This is a genomic window from Erythrobacter donghaensis (assembly GCF_002155425.1).
Taxonomy (GTDB): Bacteria; Pseudomonadota; Alphaproteobacteria; order Sphingomonadales; family Sphingomonadaceae; genus Erythrobacter; species Erythrobacter donghaensis.
This window is the reverse complement of sequence record NZ_MUYG01000006.1, coordinates 23,134-42,300: the sequence shown is the minus strand read 5'-3', so window position 1 is coordinate 42,300 and position 19,167 is coordinate 23,134. Positions and strand designations below refer to the sequence as shown.

Below are 19,167 nucleotides of genomic sequence, written 5' to 3'. Positions count from 1 at the left end.
GGTGCCGCTTGGGCCTGCGCTAGCGATGTCGAGACTTGCTCTCGCGTTCCTGCCGCGTCAGAGACTTGCGCCAAAGGGAGAGACACATGAGCCAATCGAGCGGCCCGCTGGCAGGGCTTCGGGTGCTGGAATTTGCCGCGATCGGGCCGGGGCCGCATGTCGCGATGCTGCTGGCTGATCTGGGCGCGGAAGTGGTGCGGATCGACCGGCCGGGCGGCACCGTGAGCAATCCGGTGGTGGAACGCGCAAGGCACCGGCTGGCGCTCGATCTCAAAAGCGAGGAGGGCCGCGCGCAGGTGCTCGCCGCCGCTGCCAGTGCCGATGTGCTGATCGAAGGCTTCCGCCCCGGCGTGATGGAGCGGCTGGGGCTGGGGCCGGAGGTGCTGCTCGAGGCCAACCCCCGGCTCGTCTATGCCCGCATGACCGGCTGGGGGCAGGAAGGCCCGCTGGCGCAGGCCGCGGGGCACGACATCAACTACATCGCGATCACCGGCGCGCTCGCGGCGGTCGGCAAGGCGGGCGAGACCGCCACCCCGCCGCAGAACCTCGTCGGCGATTTCGGCGGCGGGTCGATGTATTGCGCCTTCGGGATCATGGCCGCGCTCTACGAACGCGAGCGCTCGGGCAAGGGGCAGGTGGTCGATGCCGCGATCGTCGACGGGGCGACCAGCCTGATGAGCTTCTTCTTCGGGGTCCGCCACATGCCGCATCTTTCCACCGAGCGCGGCAAGGGGATGCTCGGCGGCGCGGCGCATTTCTATCGCTGCTTCCGCTGTGCCGACGGGAAGGAGATATCTCTGGGGTCGATCGAGCCGCAGTTCTATGCCGAGCTACTGGCCCGCACCGGCGCGCCGGAGGAGCTGGCGCAGGGGCAGATGAACCCCGCCAACTGGGACGACTACGCAGAGAAACTCGCCGCACTGTTCCTCACCAAGACGCAAGCCGAGTGGTGCGAATTGCTCGAAGGCACCGACGCCTGCTTCGCGCCCGTGCTCGCCATCGAGGAAGCGCGCGAGCACCCGCACATGAAGGCGCGCGGCGCCTATGTCGAGCATGACGGGATGTGGCACACCGCCCCCGCGCCGCGCTTCAGCCGCACGCCGGGGGCTGTGCGCTCCAGCGCGGATGACGGCGCGGACGTGGTCGCAAGCTGGGCGGAGGCAGGCTGATGGCGGGCAAGTATTTCGACGAATGGCAGGTGGGTGAGCGCATCGAACACCCGATCCGCCGCACCGTGACCGAGACCGACAACCTGCTGTTCTCCACGATGACCCACAACCCGCAGCCGCTGCATCTCGATGTCGAGACGGCCAAGGCCAGCGGGTTCGGCCAGATCCTCGTCAATTCGACCTTCACCTTCAGCTTGCTGGTCGGGCTGTCGGTGGGCGAGACGACGCTCGGCACACTGGTCGCCAACCTCGGCTTCGACAAGGTGGTGACGCCCAAACCGGTGTTCATCGGCGACACGCTGCGCGCCTATTCCGAGGTGAAGGAACTGCGGGAGAGCAAATCGCGCCCCGATGCCGGGATCGTCACCTTCACGCACGAGATGTGGAACCAGCGCGACGAGGTGGTGTGCCGCTGCGACCGGACGGCACTGCTGCAACGCAAGGGCTGAACAATTCGCCGCCGCAACGCTTACCCTCGGCAGGAGGCGCACATGGCGGACAGCGAAAATGCAAGCAGCATCGGCGAGGTCGTCGACGGGATCGAGGACATCGCGGAGCGCGAAGACGACGTTTCGATCGACGATCTGCTCGACGAATTCGGCGATCGGTCCTTTGCTCCGCTGATGCTGATCCTCGCGCTCATCGGCGTGACACCGGTCGGCGGGATACCGACGGTGCCGACGATCATCGGCCTGTGCATCGCGGTGATCGCATTGCAGATGGCCTTCGGGCGTGAGCACCTGTGGTTGCCGGCTTTCATCACCCGGCGCGGGGTCGCTTCGGACAAGCTGACCAAGGCCAGCGACAAGCTCGACCGGATCGCCGGCGTGCTCGACCAGATTGCCAAGGGACGGCTCCAGACACTCGCCAGCGGCCCCGTCCGCCGTGTGGTGGCCGGGCTGATCGCGGTGCTGTGCTGCGCGCTGCCGGTGCTGGAGCTGGTGCCCTTCGCCGCCGCCGCGCCGTTTCTGGCGATTGCGATCCTCAGCCTCGCTATGATGGTGCGCGATGGGCTAGTGATGCTGATCGGCGGGGCAGTCGCGATCGGCGCGCTGGGTTATGGGGTGTACTGGTTCTCTGCCTGATCGGGCGCCGGATCGCCGCCCAGCGCCTGCCACAGCACCACCCGCGCACGTGCCGCCCGGCCGAGCGCCGCCGCTGCATTCTCGCCGCTCGAATCCGCAGCGCGGCGCGCTTCGAGCACTTCGAGGAAGCTGGCGAGCCCGGCGCGGTAGCGGGTCTCTGCGATCGCCGCAGCGCGGGTCAGCTGGTCGCGCTGTGCGAGGGCCAGCTGCGCCTCGGCATCGGCGGCGGTGACGATGCCATAGGCCGTCTCGGCATCGCCCAGCGCCTGATAGACCGCCCCGCGATAGGCGGCGAAAGCGGCGCGCTTGTCGGCGGCGGCGGCGTCAATCCCGGCGCCCACACGGCCGAAATCGAGCAGCGGCCCGGCGATCCCGGCGGTCAGCGTGCCGACGATGGAATCGTTGAAGAAGTCCTCGGGATCGAAGGCGAGTAGCCCGATCACGCCCGACAGCGTGATGCGCGGGAAGCGCGCGCGGGCGGCGGCGGCAAGGTCGGCGTCGCTCGCGGCGAGATTGGCTGCCGCGGCGGCGACATCGGGCCGGTTGGCAAGCAGTTCGGAAGGGAGCGTTGCGGGCGCACCGGCGGGGGCCAGCGTTGCCGATGGTTGCTCAAGCGCAGCCCTGACGCTGGCGGCGTCCTGCCCGGTCAGCGTCACCAGCCGCCCGACGAGCCGCGCGCGCTCGCTTTCGAGCGCCGCAAGTCGCGTGGCCGATCCGCTGGCGGTTGCCTCGGCCCGGACGCGGTCGAAGCCGGGGGCGATCCCAGCATCCTCGCGCACTTTGGCAAGTCCTGCGAGCGCCTGCGCGGCCTCGGCATCGGAGGCGATCGCTTGCCCACGCGCCTCGATCACGCGCCAGTCGATTACGCTTGCGGCGATCTCGGCCAGCAGCGCCAGCCGCACGCCCTGCGCCTGTGCCGAGGCAGCGTCGATCCGCGCGAGCGCTGCGCGCTCCTCGGCCCGCAGCCGCCCGAAGATGTCGGGATCCCAGCTCGCGGTAATGTTCGCGCCGTAGGAGGTCTGTTCGCGCGGGATGAAGCCCTGCTGGCCCGCCGCTCCGAACTGCGCCGGGTTGATACGGTTGCGGGTGACGCTGGCGTCGGCCCCGATATTGGGCAGTCGCTCGGCCCCCGCGCGGCGCGCCCCGGCGCGGGCGGCGTCGATTCGTGCGGCGGCTTCGGCAAGGCTCGGTGCGTCGGCGAGCGCCGCGGAGGAGAGAGCGCGCCACGCCGGATCGTCATTTGGCAGCAGCGCGGCAAGCGCAGCGCTGGTTCCGGCTTCCGGCGCATAGAAGAAGGCACGCGGCAGCTCCGGGGTCGGCGTCGCGATCTCGGGCGCGGGTTGAAACGCGCAGGCGGCCAGCAGCAATGGCAGGCCTGTAGCGGCGAGGAGGCGGGGGGCGGGGACGCGGGGCGAGCGGCTCATGGCCTTACTGCTCCCCCTTCGCCGCCGGGGCCTTGGCGGGGATGAAGGCGTCGATCTGCTGGCCGACGCGGAAATCATCCGAGGGCGGCAGCGCATAGATCAGCTGGAGCACGCGCACATCCACCCGCTCGGCGGCGGAATTGGTGAGCGAGCGCTTGGGCACCACCTGCGGCTCGGCCCGGACGAAGGTCGCTTCGACATGCAACTCGGCAGCGCCGCGCGGAGAGACCACCGCAGGCTGGCCCAGCGCGACGCGCGCGACTTCGTTCTCGTCGATGTCGACGCGCACGTGGAGCGGGTTGGTCTGGCCCATCTGGATAAAGGGCTGGCTGTTCCCGCCGCCCTGCGTTGCGACGAATTCGCCCGGACGAATGTTGACCGCGAGAATCTCGCCCGCGATCGGCGCGCGGATCACCAGCCGCTCGATCTCGGTGCGCGCGGCGGCGGCGGCGGATTGCGCGGCGGCAAGGCGCGCGCGAGCGCTACCGAGGCGGCTGGTCGCGGCGGCTTCCTCGCCCTCGGCGCGGATCACTTCGGCGCGGCTCACCGCGGCCGGATCGCCGAGGCCGCGATAGAGTGCCAGCTGCTCGCGTGCGGTCTTCTGTGCGGTGCTGGCTTCGGCGATGGCGGCACGCGCTTCGCCGATCGCGGCGTTGGCCTGCGCAAGGCTCGCCTGCGCGGCGCGGGCATCGACGGTGAAAAGCACCTGGCCCTTCTCCACCCGGTCGCCGGGGCGCACGCGGACATCGGTGACGAGGCCCGACAGCGCCGATCCGATGTCGATGATCTCGCTCGCCGGTTCGACGATTCCGGCACCGGCCACGCGCGGTTCATTGGCGAGCTTGCCGACCGCCTTGGGCGGCTGTTCGGCGGGCTGCGCGGTCGAGCGGTCGGGCAGGCCGCCAAGGACCAGCCACACCGCGACGGCAAGGCCGATCAGCGCAAGGGCCGGGAGGATCTGGCGGGCAAAGCTTAGATTGCGGAGCATGGCGTCCTCGGCGGGTTCGAAAGGGTGTGGGTGTCAGTGGCCATCGGGCATCTCCTTCCCGTCATGGGTGATGCGCCCGTCTTCGAGCACGATGATGCGGTCGGCGAGATCGAAGATGCGGTTGTCGTGGGTGACGATGATGCAGGCCCGGTCGGGCGCGACTGCGACTTCGCGCAGCAGGTCCATCACCCGGCGACCCGAAGAGGCATCCAGCGCGGCGGTCGGCTCGTCGCAGACGACAAGGCGCGGCTCGTGCACCAGCGCGCGGGCGATGGCGACGCGCTGCTGCTGCCCGCCCGAAAGCTGGCGGGGCAGCTTGTCGGCCTGATTGCCGATATTGAGCTTGTCGAGCAGCACCTTGGCTTTCTCACGCGCCTGCTCGCGCGGCATCCCCTGCGCGATCAGCGGCACTGCGGCGTTGGAGGCGACATCGATCGATGGGATGAGGTTGTACTGCTGGAAGATGAAACCGATGTTCTTGAGGCGGAAATTGACCAGCTCGGTATCGGTCAGGCTGTAAATGTCGGTGCCGAACACCTTCACCTCGCCCTCGGTCGGGTAAAGGATGCCGCACATGATCGAGATCAGCGTCGTCTTGCCCGATCCGCTCTCCCCCACGACATAGGTGAGCTCGCCCGGGCGAATGTCGGTGTCGATCCCGTGGAGCACGCGGATGGTGGTCTGCCCGGCCTCGAAATCGCGGGCAATGCCGCGCGCGCAGATCGCCGCTTCGGGCGCGCAGTTGCCGGATGTGGTGGTTTCCATGATCGCCCCCTCGCTCACCGGAACACCGAGGCCGGTTCGGTCTTGAGCACAGACCGGATTGCGATCAGGCCGGTGATGGCAAGGATCACCACGACGGCGGCAAGGCTGATCAGCGGGATTTGCCAGGGGATGTAGAAGCCCTTGAAGAAGGGATTCGCCCCGAACCCGCGGATAAAGGCAACCGTGCCGATCACGCCGAGCGCGTAGCCGATCATGCCGACGAGTCCCGCCTGCGCGGCGACCATCTGCACGATCTTGGCATTGGTCACGCCGATCGCCTTCAGCGCGCCGAACTGCTTGATGTTGTCGCGCAGGAACAGGCTGAAGGTCAGGCCGACGATGGCGATCCCGACCACAAAGCCGAGGAACACGGTGATCCCGAAATTGGTCGGGATGCCGGTGTTTTCGATGATGAAATTGACGCCTGCCTGCGAGAATTCTTCGCGGGTCTGCGCCTGCAATCCGGTTGCCGCCTCGATCCGCGCGGCGACGGCTTCGGGGGTTTCGCCCTCGCTCACGCCGACCAGCACGAAGGACAGGCGATTGCGGGTGCCCGGCACGAAATTGAGCGCGTTGGAATAGCGGGTGTAGAGCACCACGGTGCTGGTGAAGCTGGGGATCGCATCGGCGATGCCGCGGATCACCGCGCGCTGATCGTTGAGTTCGAGCCGCTCGCCGATCGGGCTTTGTTCGGGCGGGAAGAAGCGGGTGGTGCCGGTGTCGTCGATCACCACGCTGTCGGGCGCGAACAGCACCGACTTGTCGCCCTCCTTCATGCGCTCGGGCAGTCCGATGAGGGTCGCATCATCCACCCCGATCACGGCGACGCCTTCCAGATCGCCGTCCTTGGTGCGGACATTGGCCACTGCGCGCAGATGCGGCACCGCCCATTCCACCCCCTTGACCGACCGCACCCGGTCGAGCGCGGTCGCGGGCATGGCGTAGCTGACATCGGTGGTGCGGCTGACCGGGTCCATCACCCACACCTCGGCCTCGGGCGCGTTGTAGACCCCGCTCGCCCCGCGCTCCACCAGATTGACGAAAATCGTCATCTGCTGGGTGATGAGCAGGGTGGAAAAACCGATGCCGAACAACAGCCCGTAGAATTTCTGGGCGTCTCCGGTGAGCATCCTGATGGCAATCCACAGCACGGGCGGGGAACCTCTGCGACGGGGGAGGGTTGCAATCCTGAGCCTGACAGCCCAATATTGAACGGTAGCGTTTAATTGAACGGGACCGTTCACATTGTCAACCGGCAGTTTATCAGTTTCGAGAAAAAATCCAGCAGCCCGCCGGGTCGGGCGTCCGCTCGATGAAGGCAAGCGGCTGGCGATTGTCGAAACGGCGGCCCAGCACTTCTTCCAGCACGGCTATGCCGCCACCGCGATCGAACAGGTCGCGGCCGATGCGGGTGTCTCCAAGGTCACGATCTATAACCAGTTCGGCGACAAGCGCGCGCTGTTTGCCGCCGCGGTCGAATGCGAATGCGAAAAGATGCGCGGGCACTTTTCGCTCGAAACCATGCCGGCCGGCACGATTCGCGAACGCCTGACCGCAATCGGGCAAGCGATCCACGGCTTCCTTTTCCGCCCCGAGATGATCCAGTTCGAACGCCGCATCGCCGCCGAAACCGAGCATGATCCGGCGATCGGCGCGGCCTTTCTCGAAGCCGGGCCGTGGCGCATGAAGCAGGGCTTCGGCGCATGGCTGGCGCGCGCAGCAGAAGCGGGCGAACTGGTGATCGAAGACCCGCTGCTGGCGGCCGAACAATTCGTCTCGCTGTGCAAGGGCATGGGCGATCTGGAGCGCCGCTTCGGCGCCGATGTGAGCCCGCAGGAGCGTGACCGGCGCATCCGCGGCGCGGTGGAGGTGTTCCTCGCTGCCTATGCCGCTCCGACCCATCGATAATTCGCATCACGCTGTTCGAAAATTAGCATCGCTGCGTGGCAGGCGCATTATCTTGCCATTCAGCCGCGGCGTCCTACATTGTCGCAGACGAAAGGATTCCCTGCCGATGAGCCAGCAAAACGATCCCCAGCCGCAAGGCGAAGGCCCCAACCCGTGGGTGAAGCAGCTGATGATCTGGGGCGGGATTTTCCTCGCCCTGCTGCTTGTGGTCACCATGTTCAGCAACGCTGGCCAGTCGGCGGGCGCCGCGATTCGCTATTCCGATTTCCGCGCCGCGGTTGCCGAAGGCGAGGTGCAGGACGTGCAGATGGGCGATGAGCTCATCACCGGCACGCTCAAGAATGGCGAGGCCTTCAGCACCGTGCCCGTGCCCAATGATGTCGAAATCACCAAGCTGATGGAAGACAATGGCGTGCGCTTCACCGGCAAGCAGCGCGAAGGGCAGAATGTCCTGCTGTTCATCCTGCTCAATTCGCTGCCCTTCATCCTGATCCTCGGCATCGCGTTCTTCGCGCTGCGTCAGGTGCAGAAGGGCGGCGGCGGCGGGGCGATGGGCTTCGGCAAGTCCAAGGCCAAGCTGCTGACAGAACGTTCGGGCCGCGTCACCTTCGATGATGTCGCCGGGATCGACGAGGCGCGCGAGGAGCTTCAGGAAATCGTCGAATTCCTCCGCGATCCGCAGCGTTTCTCCAAGCTCGGCGGCCAGATTCCCAAGGGCGCGCTGCTGGTCGGCTCGCCCGGCACCGGCAAGACCCTGCTCGCCCGCGCCATCGCGGGTGAGGCGGGCGTGCCCTTCTTCACCATTTCGGGCTCCGACTTCGTCGAAATGTTCGTCGGCGTCGGCGCAAGCCGCGTGCGTGACATGTTCGAACAGGCCAAGAAGAACGCGCCCTGCATCGTCTTCATCGACGAAATCGACGCGGTCGGCCGTTCGCGCGGGCATGGTCTGGGCAATTCCAACGATGAGCGCGAGCAGACCCTCAACCAGCTGCTGGTCGAGATGGACGGGTTCGAGGCCAACGAAGGCATCATCATCATCGCCGCCACCAACCGCCCCGATGTGCTCGATCCTGCGCTGCTGCGTCCGGGCCGCTTCGACCGTCAGGTCGTGGTGCCGATCCCCGATATCGACGGGCGCGAGAAGATCCTCGGCGTGCACATGAAGAAGGTGCCGCTGGCCCCCGATGTGAATCCGCGCGTGATTGCGCGGGGCACGCCCGGTTTCTCGGGCGCCGATCTCGCCAACCTCGTCAACGAAGCCGCGCTGCTGGCCGCGCGCCGCAACAAGCGGCTGGTGGCGATGCAGGAGTTCGAGGACGCCAAGGACAAGGTCATGATGGGCGCGGAACGCCGCTCCATGGTCATGACCGACGACGAGAAGAAGATGACGGCCTATCATGAAGCCGGCCACGCGATCGTCTCGGTGCACGAGGAAGCGTCGGATCCGATCCACAAGGCCACCATCATCCCGCGCGGACGTGCGCTGGGCATGGTGATGCGTCTGCCGGAGCGTGACTCCTATTCCTACCACCGCGACAAGATGCACGCGAACCTCTCGGTCGCGATGGGTGGCCGCGTGGCGGAAGAGATCATCTTCGGTCACGACAAGGTCAGCTCGGGCGCTTCGTCCGATATCCAGTACGCGACCAATCTGGCCCGCAACATGGTCACGCAGTGGGGCATGTCGGACAAGCTCGGCCCGCTTCAGTACGAGGAGCAGTCCGAAGGCTATCTCGGCATGGGGCAGGCGCAGCGCACCTTCCGCTCGGGCAAGACCAACGAGCTGATCGACACCGAGATCAAAGGCCTGGTCGAAGGCGCGCACAACCGCGCCACCGATATTCTCAAGACCAACGAGGATCAGCTTCACCTGCTGGCGCAGGCGCTGCTCGAATACGAGACGCTGACGGGCGAGGAGATCAAGACCCTGCTCGAAACCGGCAAGATCGACCGGCCGGACGCGCCCCGTGGGCCTTCGCTGGTCGCGCCGCCGCGCGGTTCGGCGATCCCCAAGGCGGGCAAGCGCTTCGGGAAGGGTGACGAGGCGCCGCAGGGGGCCTGACCTCCCGACGCTGCCTGAGAATTCACCAAAGGTTCAACCTCCCGGTGCTTCGCTGATGCGAGTGCTCCGGGAGGTTTTTTCATGCGTCGTTACTTGGTTCCCGCTCTGGTTTTGGCGTTCGTTACCACCGTCCCAGCCGCCGCCGACGAGACCGGGGCCGAAACAACGGTCGCCGATTATCTCGTGCGTTGGGAGCAGATCGACGGGCTCGCGATCCGCAAGGAGATCGAGGAAACCGGGACTTTCGACGCCACCAGGCATCCCGATTTCACCCGCACGATTGAAGAGATGAAGGCCACCGCCAATGCCTACCGGGCACGGATTCAGGCGGAGCGCGCCGCCGGGCAGGCACCGCACAGCTGCCTTCCCGAAACGCAGATCGACCTGTCCAGCGATAACCTGATCCCGCATCTGCGGTCTTACGCGCCCGACGAGCAGGCGAACATGACGCTCGCCGATGCCTTCGCCGATCTGATGGCGAAGACCTATCCCTGCCCCTGACCTCGCCGGTCAGAAGGCGCCCAGTGCGCCCACGATCAGCAGGAACAGCGTCAGCACGATGTGGATCGAGAACAGCAGCAGCACGCTCAATCGCCAGAACGCGGAGAACCGGCTGAGGCTGTAGGCGTGGCGCAGCTGCTTGTAGAGATGCAGCGGCACGCTCACGAAGAACAGCAGCGCGGCCCAGCCTGCGCCGCCCGGGATCACGCTGATGATCGACATGGCGATGAACAGCAGCGACATGAAGCTGAGCGAATAGGTGACGAACACCGCGTGGTCATAGGCCTTGTACTGCCGCCGCCACGCAAACATCAGCCACACGAAGGGGATCGATAGCGGGATCAGCAACCAGCTGAATTTGTAGCCATTCGATTGCAGCTTGTAGAGCATCAGGCTGGGGTTCTTCTTCCACTTCGCGATGAGGCCCTTGTCCAGCCAGTCGATCCCGGTGCCGAATGTGACGCCGCTGTTCGATTTTTCGAGCGTGCCCGGCGATCCTTCGAGGATCATGTTGAGACCCTTGAGCTCGTTGTCGATCTGCGCGCGGCGGGGGCTCGCGTCCGGCAGATCCACCCGCTCTTTCTCGAGCGTGATGATCTGATCGCGAATTTCGTTGCGGAATGTGCTGTCGCTGCCCGAACCTAAGAATTCGGAGGGCAGATCGGTCGGGGTGCCGATCCCGACCATCTGAAACACCGCGAACATGGCAAAGACGGTGAACAGGAACATCGCCATCGGGCTGACGAACTTGGCGCGCTCCCCTGCGATGTAGCGGCGCGTGAGCTGCCCCGGCTTGAACGCCAGCAGCGGCAGCGTCTCCCACAGCTTGCCGTCGAGGTGCAGCACCCCGTGCATGATGTCATGCCCGATCGCGGCAAGGCTGCGGTGGATATGCGCGGTCTGCCCGCATTCGGGGCAGAAGTGGCCATTGTGGACGGTCTGGCAATTGGCGCAGGTCACCGGGGCTGCGGCGTGTCCGGCGCCCTCGCCCGCGCCGGGTTCCACCGCGCGGGCCAGCAGGCCGCCTTCGATCACCGTGCCGATGCCGTCGCCCAACCCGTTCATTATTCCGCCCCTTCGGTCCCGTGTGCCCCGTTATAGGCGCAGTTTCCGCAAGTGCGAAAGAGGGCTTCAGCCCGCCGCCAGCTTGCGCTCGATCGCCGTCCACAGCTGCGCGAAGGCGCGGGCGGCGGGCGAGCGCGGAGCGAAGGCACCGACGGGCTGACGTTCAACCGCGCATTGCTCCACTGCGCTGGCGAGCGGGATCACCGGCCACGTGGGGTTCGCCTCGCGCGCCTGCTTGTGCAGGCTCCGGCGCAGGTCGAGCATCGAGAGCACCGGCAGGATCGGCGGATGGCCCTTGCCGCTGCCGCGCACTTCCTCGAACACCACTTCGAAGGCGCGCGCCGAAAGCGGGGAGGGCGGCAGGGGCACGATCACCAAATCGGCGGCGCGCATCACCTGCGCCGAGAGTTCGTTGAGCACCGGCGGGCAATCGAAGATGATGCGGTCGTAATCCTTGGCGAGCGCGGCGACCAGCTTGGCCAGCCGCTTCTTCTTGCCGAGCCGGTCAAGCTGGCGGTCGAGCGCGCGGATGCTCTCGTCCGCCGGGAGCAGATCGAGCCCCGGCCATGCGGTCGGCTGGATCAGCTTGGCCGGTTCCGCACCTTCGCCGAACATGCTGTCAGCGCTGCGCTTTTTCTTGGGATCCACCCCCAAGAGAAAGCCCGAGCCATTGGCCGCGTCGAGATCCCACAGCAGCGTCTTGCGGCGCGAGATCGCGCTGGCGCACCACGCGAGATTGACCGCAAGCGTCGTCTTCCCGACCCCGCCCTTGACGCTATAGACCGCAATCGAAGCCATCCGCGCCCCTTCCGATATGACCGCTGAGTGACACCGCAGGGATAACGCCCCTCCCGCGCTTGGCAAGCACCGCGGGGTCGGGTCAGAAAGCGGTCAAGTGCGTGCGGTCAAGTCTGCGGCCCAAATGCGAGAGGGGCGGCCCGGACGCAGGATTCAACCCGGTCTGGACCGCCCCTCTCGAAACGGCAGAACTGTATTGGCGACGCGGCGCTTAGCCGTCGTAATCGCCACCCAGCGAAGAGGTGCGCGCCGGTGCCGAGGCCGTGATCCGCAGCGCTTCGGCCGACTGGCTGAGCGAGCCGATCTCGTCGGCCTCGTCCTCGTCATCGGGCAGGATCTTCTGAAGGCTGGTGACCAGCGATTCATGCAGAGCGCGCGGCGTGACGGTTTCCTCGGCGATTTCGCGCAGCGCGACGACCGGGTTCTTGTCGCGATCGCGATCGATGGTCAGCTCGCTCCCGCCCGAAATTTCGCGCGCGCGCTGGGCGGCGAGCAGGACGAGGTCGAAGCGGTTCGGAACCTTGTCGACGCAATCTTCAACGGTAACGCGTGCCATGCTTGGCCTTTTCGTCAGAATCGAGGGGGAAACGGAAGCCCGCGCAACTAGGGCGAGGGCCGCACGAAGTCAAGGATAACGGGGTGCCGCCACCCGCCGCCTTTGGGTCGTGCCGCCACTTGAACCGCGCCCCGGCTAAGAATATCACCATGGCAACGGGGCCCAGCAACCTCCCGTCCAGACCGAGACAGGTCCAAGCGTTGCCTCGTCATCCTCCGCAGCGCAGGCTCGCGCGGCGAGGCCATTTTCGAGGTGAGCATGGCCGATACCCACGTTTCGACTGGCGCATCGGGAGCGGAGGTGGCCGCCCCCGCACCCACCTTCTCCGAGCTTCTCTCCGCCTTCACCCGCATCGGCCTATTGTCCTTCGGCGGCCCCGCTGGACAGATCGCGCTGATGCACCGCGTGCTGGTGGACGAGCGCCGCTGGGTGGCCGAGGACGATTTTCTCCACGCGCTCAATTTCTGCCACCTGCTCCCCGGGCCCGAGGCGCAGCAGCTTGCGACGTGGATCGGCTGGCGCTTGCAGGGGGTGCGCGGAGGGTTGGCGGCGGGGCTACTGTTCGTGATCCCCGGCGCGGTGGTCATTCTGGCGCTGTCGATGCTCTACGCGCTGGCGGCGAACCTCGGCTGGGTGGCGGCGCTGTTTCTGGGGGTGAAGGCAGCGGTGTTGGCGATCGTGGTGCAAGCGCTCTTGCGGATTGCGGGGAGGGCGCTCGACACCGGATTGAAGCGCGGGCTGGCGGCGGGGGCCTTTGCCGGGCTGTTCCTGCTCGACCTGCCGTTTCCGCTGATCGTGTTGGGCGCGGGCGTGATCGGCATGATCGCGGCACGGATCCGGCCCGATTGGCTGGCGCTCAAACCCGGCGCGACGAGCGGCACCCTGCCGCCGCGGCCCTGGCGCGCGACGGTGAGCGCGGTGATGGTCTGGGGCGCGATCTGGGCCGCGCCGATGCTGCTGATCACCGCCACGCTCGGGCAGGGTCATGTGCTGTGGCAGATCGGTGCGTTCTTCTCCCAGCTCGCGGTGGTGACCTTCGGCGGGGCCTATGCCGTGCTCGCCTACATGGCGCAGGAGGCGGTGCAGGGCTTCGGCTGGTTGCGACCCGGAGAGATGGCCGATGGGCTGGGGCTGGCCGAGACCACGCCGGGGCCGCTGATCCTCGTCACCCAGTTCGTCGGCTATCTCGCCGCCTTCCGCAGCCCTGAGCCCTTCACGCCGCTGGTGGCGGGGCTGATCGGCGCGGGGCTGACGACCTGGGTTACCTTCGCGCCGTGCTTCCTGTGGATCTTCGCCTTCGCCCCGTGGATCGACCGGCTGGGGCAGGCGGTGTGGCTTAAGGGTGGGCTGGCGGCGGTGACCGCGGCGGTCGTCGGCGTGATCGGCAATCTCACCGCATGGTTCGCGCTCCACGTGCTGTTCGCGCAGGTTGGCGAGGTGGCTGTGGGGCCTGCGCGGGTAAGCTGGCCCGACCTCGCCAGCTTCGACTGGCGCGCGGGCGTGCTCGCGGTGCTGGCGCTGGGGCTGGCCTTCGGCGCGAAATGGGGCGTGCTGCGGATCCTCGCCGTGTGCGCCGCGGGCGGGCTGGCGCTCAGCCTTTAGGGCGCGCTCAGAAATCCCAGGCGATCCCGTCCTTCTCCCAGTCGCCGTAGCGGGTGGGGGAGAGATCGCGCGGCTCGTCCTTCAGGGGATCGGTCTTCTTGGGCGCGGGCACGGGATCGTTGGTCCAGTGGGCGGGCTTCTTGAAGGCCTTGGCGGCTTCGGACTTCTGCGTGGTCATATGAACCAAATGCGCGTGCTGGCACTTTGTTTCAAGGAAGGTTAGGGGGCCGGTGATGGCCTTACCTCCCGGATTTCCCGTGCGCCGCGCCGCGCTCCGCCTGCTCGATGCCGTGTTTCGGCGGGGCGAGACGCTTGAGCAGGCCGAGGGCGCGAGCCTTGCCGATGTGCGCAAGGCCCCCGACCGCGCGCTGGCCCGCGCAATTGCGGGAGAGAGCTTGCGCTGGCTGACCGATCTGGACGCGGCGATCGACAGTGCGACCAAGCAGCGCCTGCCCGATGATGCCAAGGCGCGCATGGTGCTGCGGCTGATGCTGGCGCAGGCATGGCGGCTCGATACCCCGCCGCACGCCGTGATCGCGACCGGGCTGCCGCTGCTCGCGGGCGGCCCGCGGCGGCTGGCGCATGGCGTGTTTTCGGCACTGGTAAAGCAGGAGCCCGCGCTGCCCGAGGCGCCGACCCTGCCGGAACGCGTCGTCGCGCGCTGGGGCGCGGACAAGGCCGCCGCCGTCGCGCCGGGTCTGGCCTTCCCGCCCGAGCTCGATCTGGCCCTGAAGGACGAGGCCGAAACACAGACCCGCGCCGTGGCAATGGGCGGCATCAGCCTCGCGCGCGGCCACATCCGCCTGCCGCGCGGGGCGGCGGTGGAGAGCCTTGCCGATTTCAAGGACGGCGCATGGTGGGTGCAGGATCTCGCGGCCTCGATTCCGGCACGCCTGCTGGGGCCGGGCGAGGGGCGGTCAGCGCTCGATCTGTGCGCTGCGCCCGGCGGCAAGACGATGCAGTTGGCGGCAGCAGGCTGGAAGGTCACCGCGCTCGACATGAGCAAGCGCCGGCTCGACCTGCTCAAGGACAATCTGAAGCGCACCGGCCTCAAGGCTTCGCCCGTGCGGGCGGACGCGCTGGCGTGGGAGCCGAAGCACCGCTTCGACGCGATCCTGATCGACGCGCCTTGCTCCGCGACGGGCACCTGCCGCCGCCACCCCGACGTGCTGCACCGGATCGGCAAGGGGCAGATCGCCGAGATGGTGGAGTTGCAGCGCAAACTCGCCGCCAAGGCCGCCGAATGGCTGAACCCCGGCGGCGTGCTGGTCTATGCGGTCTGCTCGCTGGAGGCCGAGGAAGGCGAGGAACAGGCGGCGTGGATCGACGCCGAACTGGGGCTGACACCGCAGCCCATGACCGCCGAGGAACTCCCCGCAGGTCTCGCTCCCACCGCCGAAGGCTGGCTGCGCACGCATCCGGGGATGCTCGCCGAGCAGGGCGGGCTGGATGGGTTCTTCGTCGCGCGCTGGGTGAAACCCTAACCCGGCTCCACCGGATCGAGATAGCTGACGCTGTCGAGCGCGATGAGGTAATCGACGCGGATCAAGCGGCCGTCCTTGAAGGTGTAGGCGACCAGCTTGCGAGGGCGGTCGGGATGCCAGAACACGTCCTTCGCCAGCGGCAACCACGTTTCCTCGACGACGATGCGGCCCTGCCGGTCACGCCAGAATTTCTCGCGCAGCATCTGGAAGCGTTCGACCTTCTCGCCCCCCAAACCTTCGCGCCATGCCAGCCAGGCATCCCGCCCTTCCAGCATCGGCGCGCCTTCCTCGGTCACCACGAGGTCTTCGGCGATCATGGCCTTGAGCGCGGCAGAATGCTCGGCCGGCATGAACTGGGGCAGCGCCGCGAAGAACGCCTTCTCTGTCTCCACCACGGCGGGAGGCGGCGGCGGCGGGGGGGCTGCCAGTGCAGGCAGGCCTGCTGCCGCCAGCGCGAGTGCCAGCATGAGGCGCATTCTCATTCCTTCACATACTTCTGAAAACTCTTGCGCAGCTTCATCAGCTTGGGCGGGATCACCGCGAGGCAATAGGGATTGCGCTGGCCTTCGCCGTCCCAGTATTCCTGATGGTAGTCCTCGGCGGGATACCATTCCTTGATCTGCGCGCCGTCCGACAGGCCCTCGATCGTGGTCACGGCCATCTTGCCATTCTCGGCATTCCAGCGCCCGATCGCGGCTTCGGCCTCGGCGCCCTGTTCGTTCGAGAGGGGGAAGATCGCGCTCCGATATTGCGTTCCCACGTCATTGCCCTGGCGGTTCAGCTGCGTCGGATCATGCGTGCCGAGGAACACGTCGTAGATTTCGGCCAGGCTGATGGTGTCGGTGTCGAAGGTCACGCGGATGCCCTCGGCATGGCCAGTGGTGCCGGTGCAGACTTCCTTGTAGGTCGGGTTCGCCTTGGTGCCGCCGATATAGCCGCTTTCGACCTTGGTCACGCCCACCACGTCGCGGAACACCGCCTCGGTGCACCAGAAGCAGCCGCCTGCAATGATTGCTGTTGCCAAGTTGCTCATCGAATTCTCCGTTGGTTTCTGGCAAAGATAGGCTAGCACGCAGCCATTGCCAGTCCGGCTGGCCGCTATTCTTTCAATCTCCCGGGAGAGTTACACCATGAACAAGCTGATCCTTGCCCTCGCTTCGGCGAGCGGCCTCGCCCTCGCCGCGCCTGTCCTCGCCGATAACCACGCCGGCCATGCCGGGCACGGTGCTATGGACGAGGCCCATATCCTCGACACCGCCAATTTCATGAAGATGCATGGCGAGGCGCTGTCGGGCGCGATCAACCACCCGACCCGCGCCGAGGACAAGGCCCGTGATGCTTTCCGCCACCCGGCTGAAACACTCGCCTTCTTCCATGTCGGCCCCGAAATGAAGGTCGGCGAATATGCACCCGGCGGCGGCTGGTATTCGCGCCTGCTGGGCCACTATCTGGGCGGCGAAGGCGCGCTGGTCGGCCTCTACGCCAACCCGCTCACGGCCACCCCCGATGCGACCCGCCAGCAGCGCATCCGCGATTCTGCGGCGGGCTTCGGCAAGGAAGTCGCAGGCTATACGGGGCTGGCACCCGAGGCCTTCTCCGGCATCACGCTCGACAATCTTGAAGGCCAGAAGGGCACCTTCGACCGCATCCTCGTGATCCGGGCGATGCACAACATCCTGCGCGCCGGCACCGCCGATACCGAGATCCGGGCGATGCGCGAACTGCTCAAGGACGATGGCCTGCTCGGCATCGTCCAGCACCGCGCCAAGGCGGATGCGCCGTGGTCCTACACCAACGGCACCAAGGGCTATCTGAAGCAGCAGGACGTGATCGACTTCATGCGCTTGCAGGGCTTCGAACTGGTCGCCGCGAGCGAGATCAACGCCAATGCCAAGGACAGCGCCGACCACGCCGAGGGCGTGTGGGAGATGCCCCCCGTGCTCGCCACCAAGCGTGACGATCTGAAGGGCCTCGGCGAAAGCGACCGCATGACGCTTCTGTTCAAGAAGGCGGATTGATGCGCGCGGGGTGGAGCGTCGGCGCTTCACCCCGCGTTCACCCGGCGGCGGAAAAAAGGCGATCCTTGCGGGCGGGATAATCCGGCCCGGCACTGGGAGAGCCCTATGCAACGTCGCCTTGCCCTGATTCCTGCTCTGACCGCGCCGCTGATGCTCGCCGCCTGCGGCAGCGCCGTCGCCGATCCGCGCGGCGTCGACCGGCAGGAAACCCTGCTGTCGGTGAGCGCCACAGGCGAGGCCGAGACGCGGCCCGATCAGGCCTTCTTCCAGGTCGGCGTCGAGAATTTCGGTCGGACGGGCGAAGCGGCCAGCGCCGCCAACCGCGAGGATATTGCCGCGCTGCTCGCCGCGCTCAAGGCGGCAGGAGTCGCGGAAAAGGACATCCAGACCCGCGCGGTCAACATCCAGCGGATCGAATGGGGCGACCGCAAGGGCCAGTATCAGGCGAGCAACATCGTCGCGGTCACCGTGCGCGACATCGCCAAGGCCGATGCCGCGGTTGCCGCCGCGACGGGCGCGGGCGCCAATGTGATGAGCGGCCCGGACCTGCGCATGACCGATCCCGAAGCGGCTGCCAACTCCGCTTATGCCGCCGCCTATGCCAACGCCCGCAAGCGCGCCGAGGCCTATGCCAAGGCAGCGGGCATGGAGATTTCCCGCGTGCTCTATATCCGCGATGCGGGGGGTATGCAGGGCAATCGGTACATCCCCGGCGCGCCGCCGCCGCCTCCGATGATGCCGCAAATGGCGCCACCGGAGGAGGCTGCATTCGAATCGGGCGGCATCATCCAGCCCGGCCAGACGACCAGCACGGTCAGCGTGCAAGTGGACTTCGCGCTGCGGGCAAAGTAATGGCGCGCGCATGACCGCCATCACCGTCGCCGCGCTCCAGCTTGCTCTCAGCTCGCCTGACGAAGCCGCCAACATTGCCGCCGTCGCCGCTCTCGTCGAAGAGGCGGCGGCACAAGGCGCGCAGCTGATCCTGCCGCCCGAGCTGTTCAGCGGCGAGTACTTCTGCCGCGAGGAAGACGAGGCGCTGTTCGCGCTCGCCCGCCCGACCGCCGAGCACCCCAGCGTGATCGCGATGCAGGCGCTCGCCGCCAAGCTGAAGGTGACGATCCCCACCAGCTTGTTCGAGCGTGACGGGCACCACTATTACAACACACTCGCGATGATCGGCCCGGACGGGCAGATCATCGGCACCTATCGCAAGAGCCACATTCCCGACGGGCCGGGCTACGAGGAAAAATACTATTTCCGCCCCGGCAATGATGGCTTCAAGGTGTGGGACGTGCCCGGGGAGGGCGGCGCGCCAGTCAAGGTTGGCGTGGGCATCTGCTGGGACCAGTGGTATCCCGAATGCGCGCGGGTGATGGCGCTGATGGGCGCCGAAGTGCTGCTCTATCCCACCGCGATCGGTTCGGAGCCCTATGACGCCGATCTCGACACCAGCCGCATGTGGCGGCGCGCGATGATCGGACATTCGGTGTCGAACTGCATGCCGGTGGTCGCCGCCAACCGCATCGGCCACGAAGGGCCGGAGGACCGCGCCCAGAGCTTCTACGGCCACTCCTTCATCACCGACGAGTGGGGGGACGACCTCGCGCTGTTCAGCAAGGAGGAGACCGGCGTGCTGACCGCCCGGCTCGATCTGGCGCGCGCGGCCAAGCACCGCGCAGGGATGGGCTTCTTCCGCGACCGCCGTCCGCAGCTTTACGGGCGGATTTCGCAGGACATCTGAG

The 19,167-nt window shown here is 67.1% G+C and carries 21 protein-coding genes; 11 read left to right on the top strand and 10 right to left on the bottom strand.

The window, feature by feature from the left end:
* The first annotated feature begins 86 nt into the window (after positions 1–86).
* Genes BZF59_RS01550 through BZF59_RS01540 form a run of 3 tightly spaced genes read left to right on the top strand, consistent with a single transcriptional unit; the run spans position 87 to position 2,254 of the window.
* Positions 87–1,169: a CaiB/BaiF CoA transferase family protein gene (locus BZF59_RS01550; protein WP_086606490.1), complete on the top strand. Its 1,083-nt coding sequence runs from the start codon at positions 87–89 to the stop codon at positions 1,167–1,169.
* On the top strand, positions 1,169–1,618 hold the full coding sequence (locus BZF59_RS01545; RefSeq protein WP_086606489.1) for a MaoC family dehydratase: 450 nt from the start codon (positions 1,169–1,171) through the stop codon (positions 1,616–1,618). Before BZF59_RS01550 ends, BZF59_RS01545 begins: the two co-directional genes overlap by 1 nt.
* A gap of 42 nt (positions 1,619–1,660) precedes the next feature.
* Complete coding sequence (locus tag BZF59_RS01540) at positions 1,661–2,254, top strand: exopolysaccharide biosynthesis protein (protein WP_086606488.1); 594 nt, start codon at positions 1,661–1,663, stop codon at positions 2,252–2,254.
* On the opposite strand, the gene BZF59_RS01535 is transcribed toward BZF59_RS01540, so the two are convergent.
* The 4 genes from BZF59_RS01535 to BZF59_RS01520 are packed head-to-tail and all read right to left on the bottom strand — an operon-like array spanning position 2,227 to position 6,582.
* The gene (locus BZF59_RS01535; protein ID WP_086606487.1) at positions 2,227–3,678 is read right to left on the bottom strand and encodes an efflux transporter outer membrane subunit; all 1,452 of its coding nucleotides are present in this window, start codon (positions 3,676–3,678) and stop codon (positions 2,227–2,229) included. The two genes, BZF59_RS01540 and BZF59_RS01535, sit on opposite strands and share 28 nt — an antisense overlap.
* Positions 3,679–3,682: 4 nt before the next feature.
* Positions 3,683–4,666 (bottom strand): efflux RND transporter periplasmic adaptor subunit, encoded by a 984-nt coding sequence (locus BZF59_RS01530; RefSeq protein ID WP_086606486.1) that lies wholly within the window; start codon positions 4,664–4,666, stop codon positions 3,683–3,685.
* 33 nt (positions 4,667–4,699) lie between these two features.
* Entirely contained in the window at positions 4,700–5,431 is a 732-nt protein-coding gene (locus tag BZF59_RS01525; protein WP_086606728.1) for an ABC transporter ATP-binding protein, read from the bottom strand.
* A gap of 14 nt (positions 5,432–5,445) precedes the next feature.
* Entirely contained in the window at positions 5,446–6,582 is a 1,137-nt protein-coding gene (locus BZF59_RS01520) for an ABC transporter permease (RefSeq protein WP_086606485.1), read from the bottom strand.
* Positions 6,583–6,676: 94 nt separating this feature from the next.
* Between BZF59_RS01520 and BZF59_RS01515 the strand changes: the two genes are divergently transcribed.
* The 3 genes from BZF59_RS01515 (at position 6,677) to BZF59_RS01505 (ending at position 9,902) form a co-directional block, all read left to right on the top strand.
* The gene (locus BZF59_RS01515) at positions 6,677–7,339 is read left to right on the top strand and encodes a TetR/AcrR family transcriptional regulator (protein ID WP_086606484.1); all 663 of its coding nucleotides are present in this window, start codon (positions 6,677–6,679) and stop codon (positions 7,337–7,339) included.
* Positions 7,340–7,445: 106 nt separating this feature from the next.
* Positions 7,446–9,401 carry an ATP-dependent zinc metalloprotease FtsH gene (gene ftsH, locus BZF59_RS01510; RefSeq protein WP_086606483.1) on the top strand — a complete coding sequence of 652 codons (1,956 nt, stop codon included), beginning with the start codon at positions 7,446–7,448 and terminating at the stop codon, positions 9,399–9,401.
* A gap of 81 nt (positions 9,402–9,482) precedes the next feature.
* On the top strand, positions 9,483–9,902 hold the full coding sequence (locus tag BZF59_RS01505; protein ID WP_143738058.1) for a hypothetical protein: 420 nt from the start codon (positions 9,483–9,485) through the stop codon (positions 9,900–9,902).
* Between the two features lie 9 nt (positions 9,903–9,911).
* On the opposite strand, the gene BZF59_RS01500 is transcribed toward BZF59_RS01505, so the two are convergent.
* From BZF59_RS01500 to rpoZ, 3 genes are all read right to left on the bottom strand, one after another.
* Entirely contained in the window at positions 9,912–10,967 is a 1,056-nt protein-coding gene (locus BZF59_RS01500; RefSeq protein ID WP_086606481.1) for a DUF3667 domain-containing protein, read from the bottom strand.
* A gap of 66 nt (positions 10,968–11,033) precedes the next feature.
* Complete coding sequence (locus BZF59_RS01495; RefSeq protein WP_086606480.1) at positions 11,034–11,765, bottom strand: ParA family protein; 732 nt, start codon at positions 11,763–11,765, stop codon at positions 11,034–11,036.
* A gap of 211 nt (positions 11,766–11,976) precedes the next feature.
* On the bottom strand, positions 11,977–12,321 hold the full coding sequence (gene rpoZ / locus BZF59_RS01490) for a DNA-directed RNA polymerase subunit omega (protein ID WP_086606479.1): 345 nt from the start codon (positions 12,319–12,321) through the stop codon (positions 11,977–11,979).
* 258 nt (positions 12,322–12,579) lie between these two features.
* On the opposite strand from rpoZ, the gene chrA reads away from it, so the two are divergent.
* Positions 12,580–13,923 (top strand): chromate efflux transporter, encoded by a 1,344-nt coding sequence (gene chrA, locus BZF59_RS01485; protein ID WP_086606478.1) that lies wholly within the window; start codon positions 12,580–12,582, stop codon positions 13,921–13,923.
* Between the two features lie 7 nt (positions 13,924–13,930).
* Here chrA and BZF59_RS01480 read toward each other — a convergent pair whose 3' ends face one another.
* Positions 13,931–14,101, bottom strand: a complete 171-nt coding sequence (locus tag BZF59_RS01480; protein ID WP_086606477.1) for a DUF1674 domain-containing protein — start codon at positions 14,099–14,101, stop codon at positions 13,931–13,933.
* A gap of 55 nt (positions 14,102–14,156) precedes the next feature.
* On the opposite strand from BZF59_RS01480, the gene BZF59_RS01475 reads away from it, so the two are divergent.
* Entirely contained in the window at positions 14,157–15,407 is a 1,251-nt protein-coding gene (locus BZF59_RS01475) for an RsmB/NOP family class I SAM-dependent RNA methyltransferase (RefSeq protein ID WP_086606476.1), read from the top strand.
* On the opposite strand, the gene BZF59_RS01470 is transcribed toward BZF59_RS01475, so the two are convergent.
* Together BZF59_RS01470 and msrA are read right to left on the bottom strand one after the other, a co-directional pair.
* A complete protein-coding gene (locus BZF59_RS01470; RefSeq protein ID WP_086606475.1) occupies positions 15,404–15,883 on the bottom strand; it encodes a hypothetical protein in 480 nt (159 codons plus the stop codon). The genes BZF59_RS01475 and BZF59_RS01470 overlap by 4 nt on opposite strands.
* 2 nt (positions 15,884–15,885) lie before the next feature.
* A complete protein-coding gene (gene msrA / locus BZF59_RS01465; RefSeq protein WP_086606474.1) occupies positions 15,886–16,440 on the bottom strand; it encodes a peptide-methionine (S)-S-oxide reductase MsrA in 555 nt (184 codons plus the stop codon).
* 97 nt (positions 16,441–16,537) lie between these two features.
* On the opposite strand from msrA, the gene BZF59_RS01460 reads away from it, so the two are divergent.
* The 3 genes from BZF59_RS01460 (at position 16,538) to aguB (ending at position 19,166) form a co-directional block, all read left to right on the top strand.
* Positions 16,538–17,425: a class I SAM-dependent methyltransferase gene (locus BZF59_RS01460; RefSeq protein ID WP_086606473.1), complete on the top strand. Its 888-nt coding sequence runs from the start codon at positions 16,538–16,540 to the stop codon at positions 17,423–17,425.
* A gap of 105 nt (positions 17,426–17,530) precedes the next feature.
* Positions 17,531–18,277 (top strand): SIMPL domain-containing protein, encoded by a 747-nt coding sequence (locus tag BZF59_RS01455; RefSeq protein WP_086606472.1) that lies wholly within the window; start codon positions 17,531–17,533, stop codon positions 18,275–18,277.
* 10 nt (positions 18,278–18,287) lie between these two features.
* Entirely contained in the window at positions 18,288–19,166 is an 879-nt protein-coding gene (aguB, locus tag BZF59_RS01450; protein ID WP_086606471.1) for an N-carbamoylputrescine amidase, read from the top strand.
* Position 19,167: the final 1 nt, after the last annotated feature.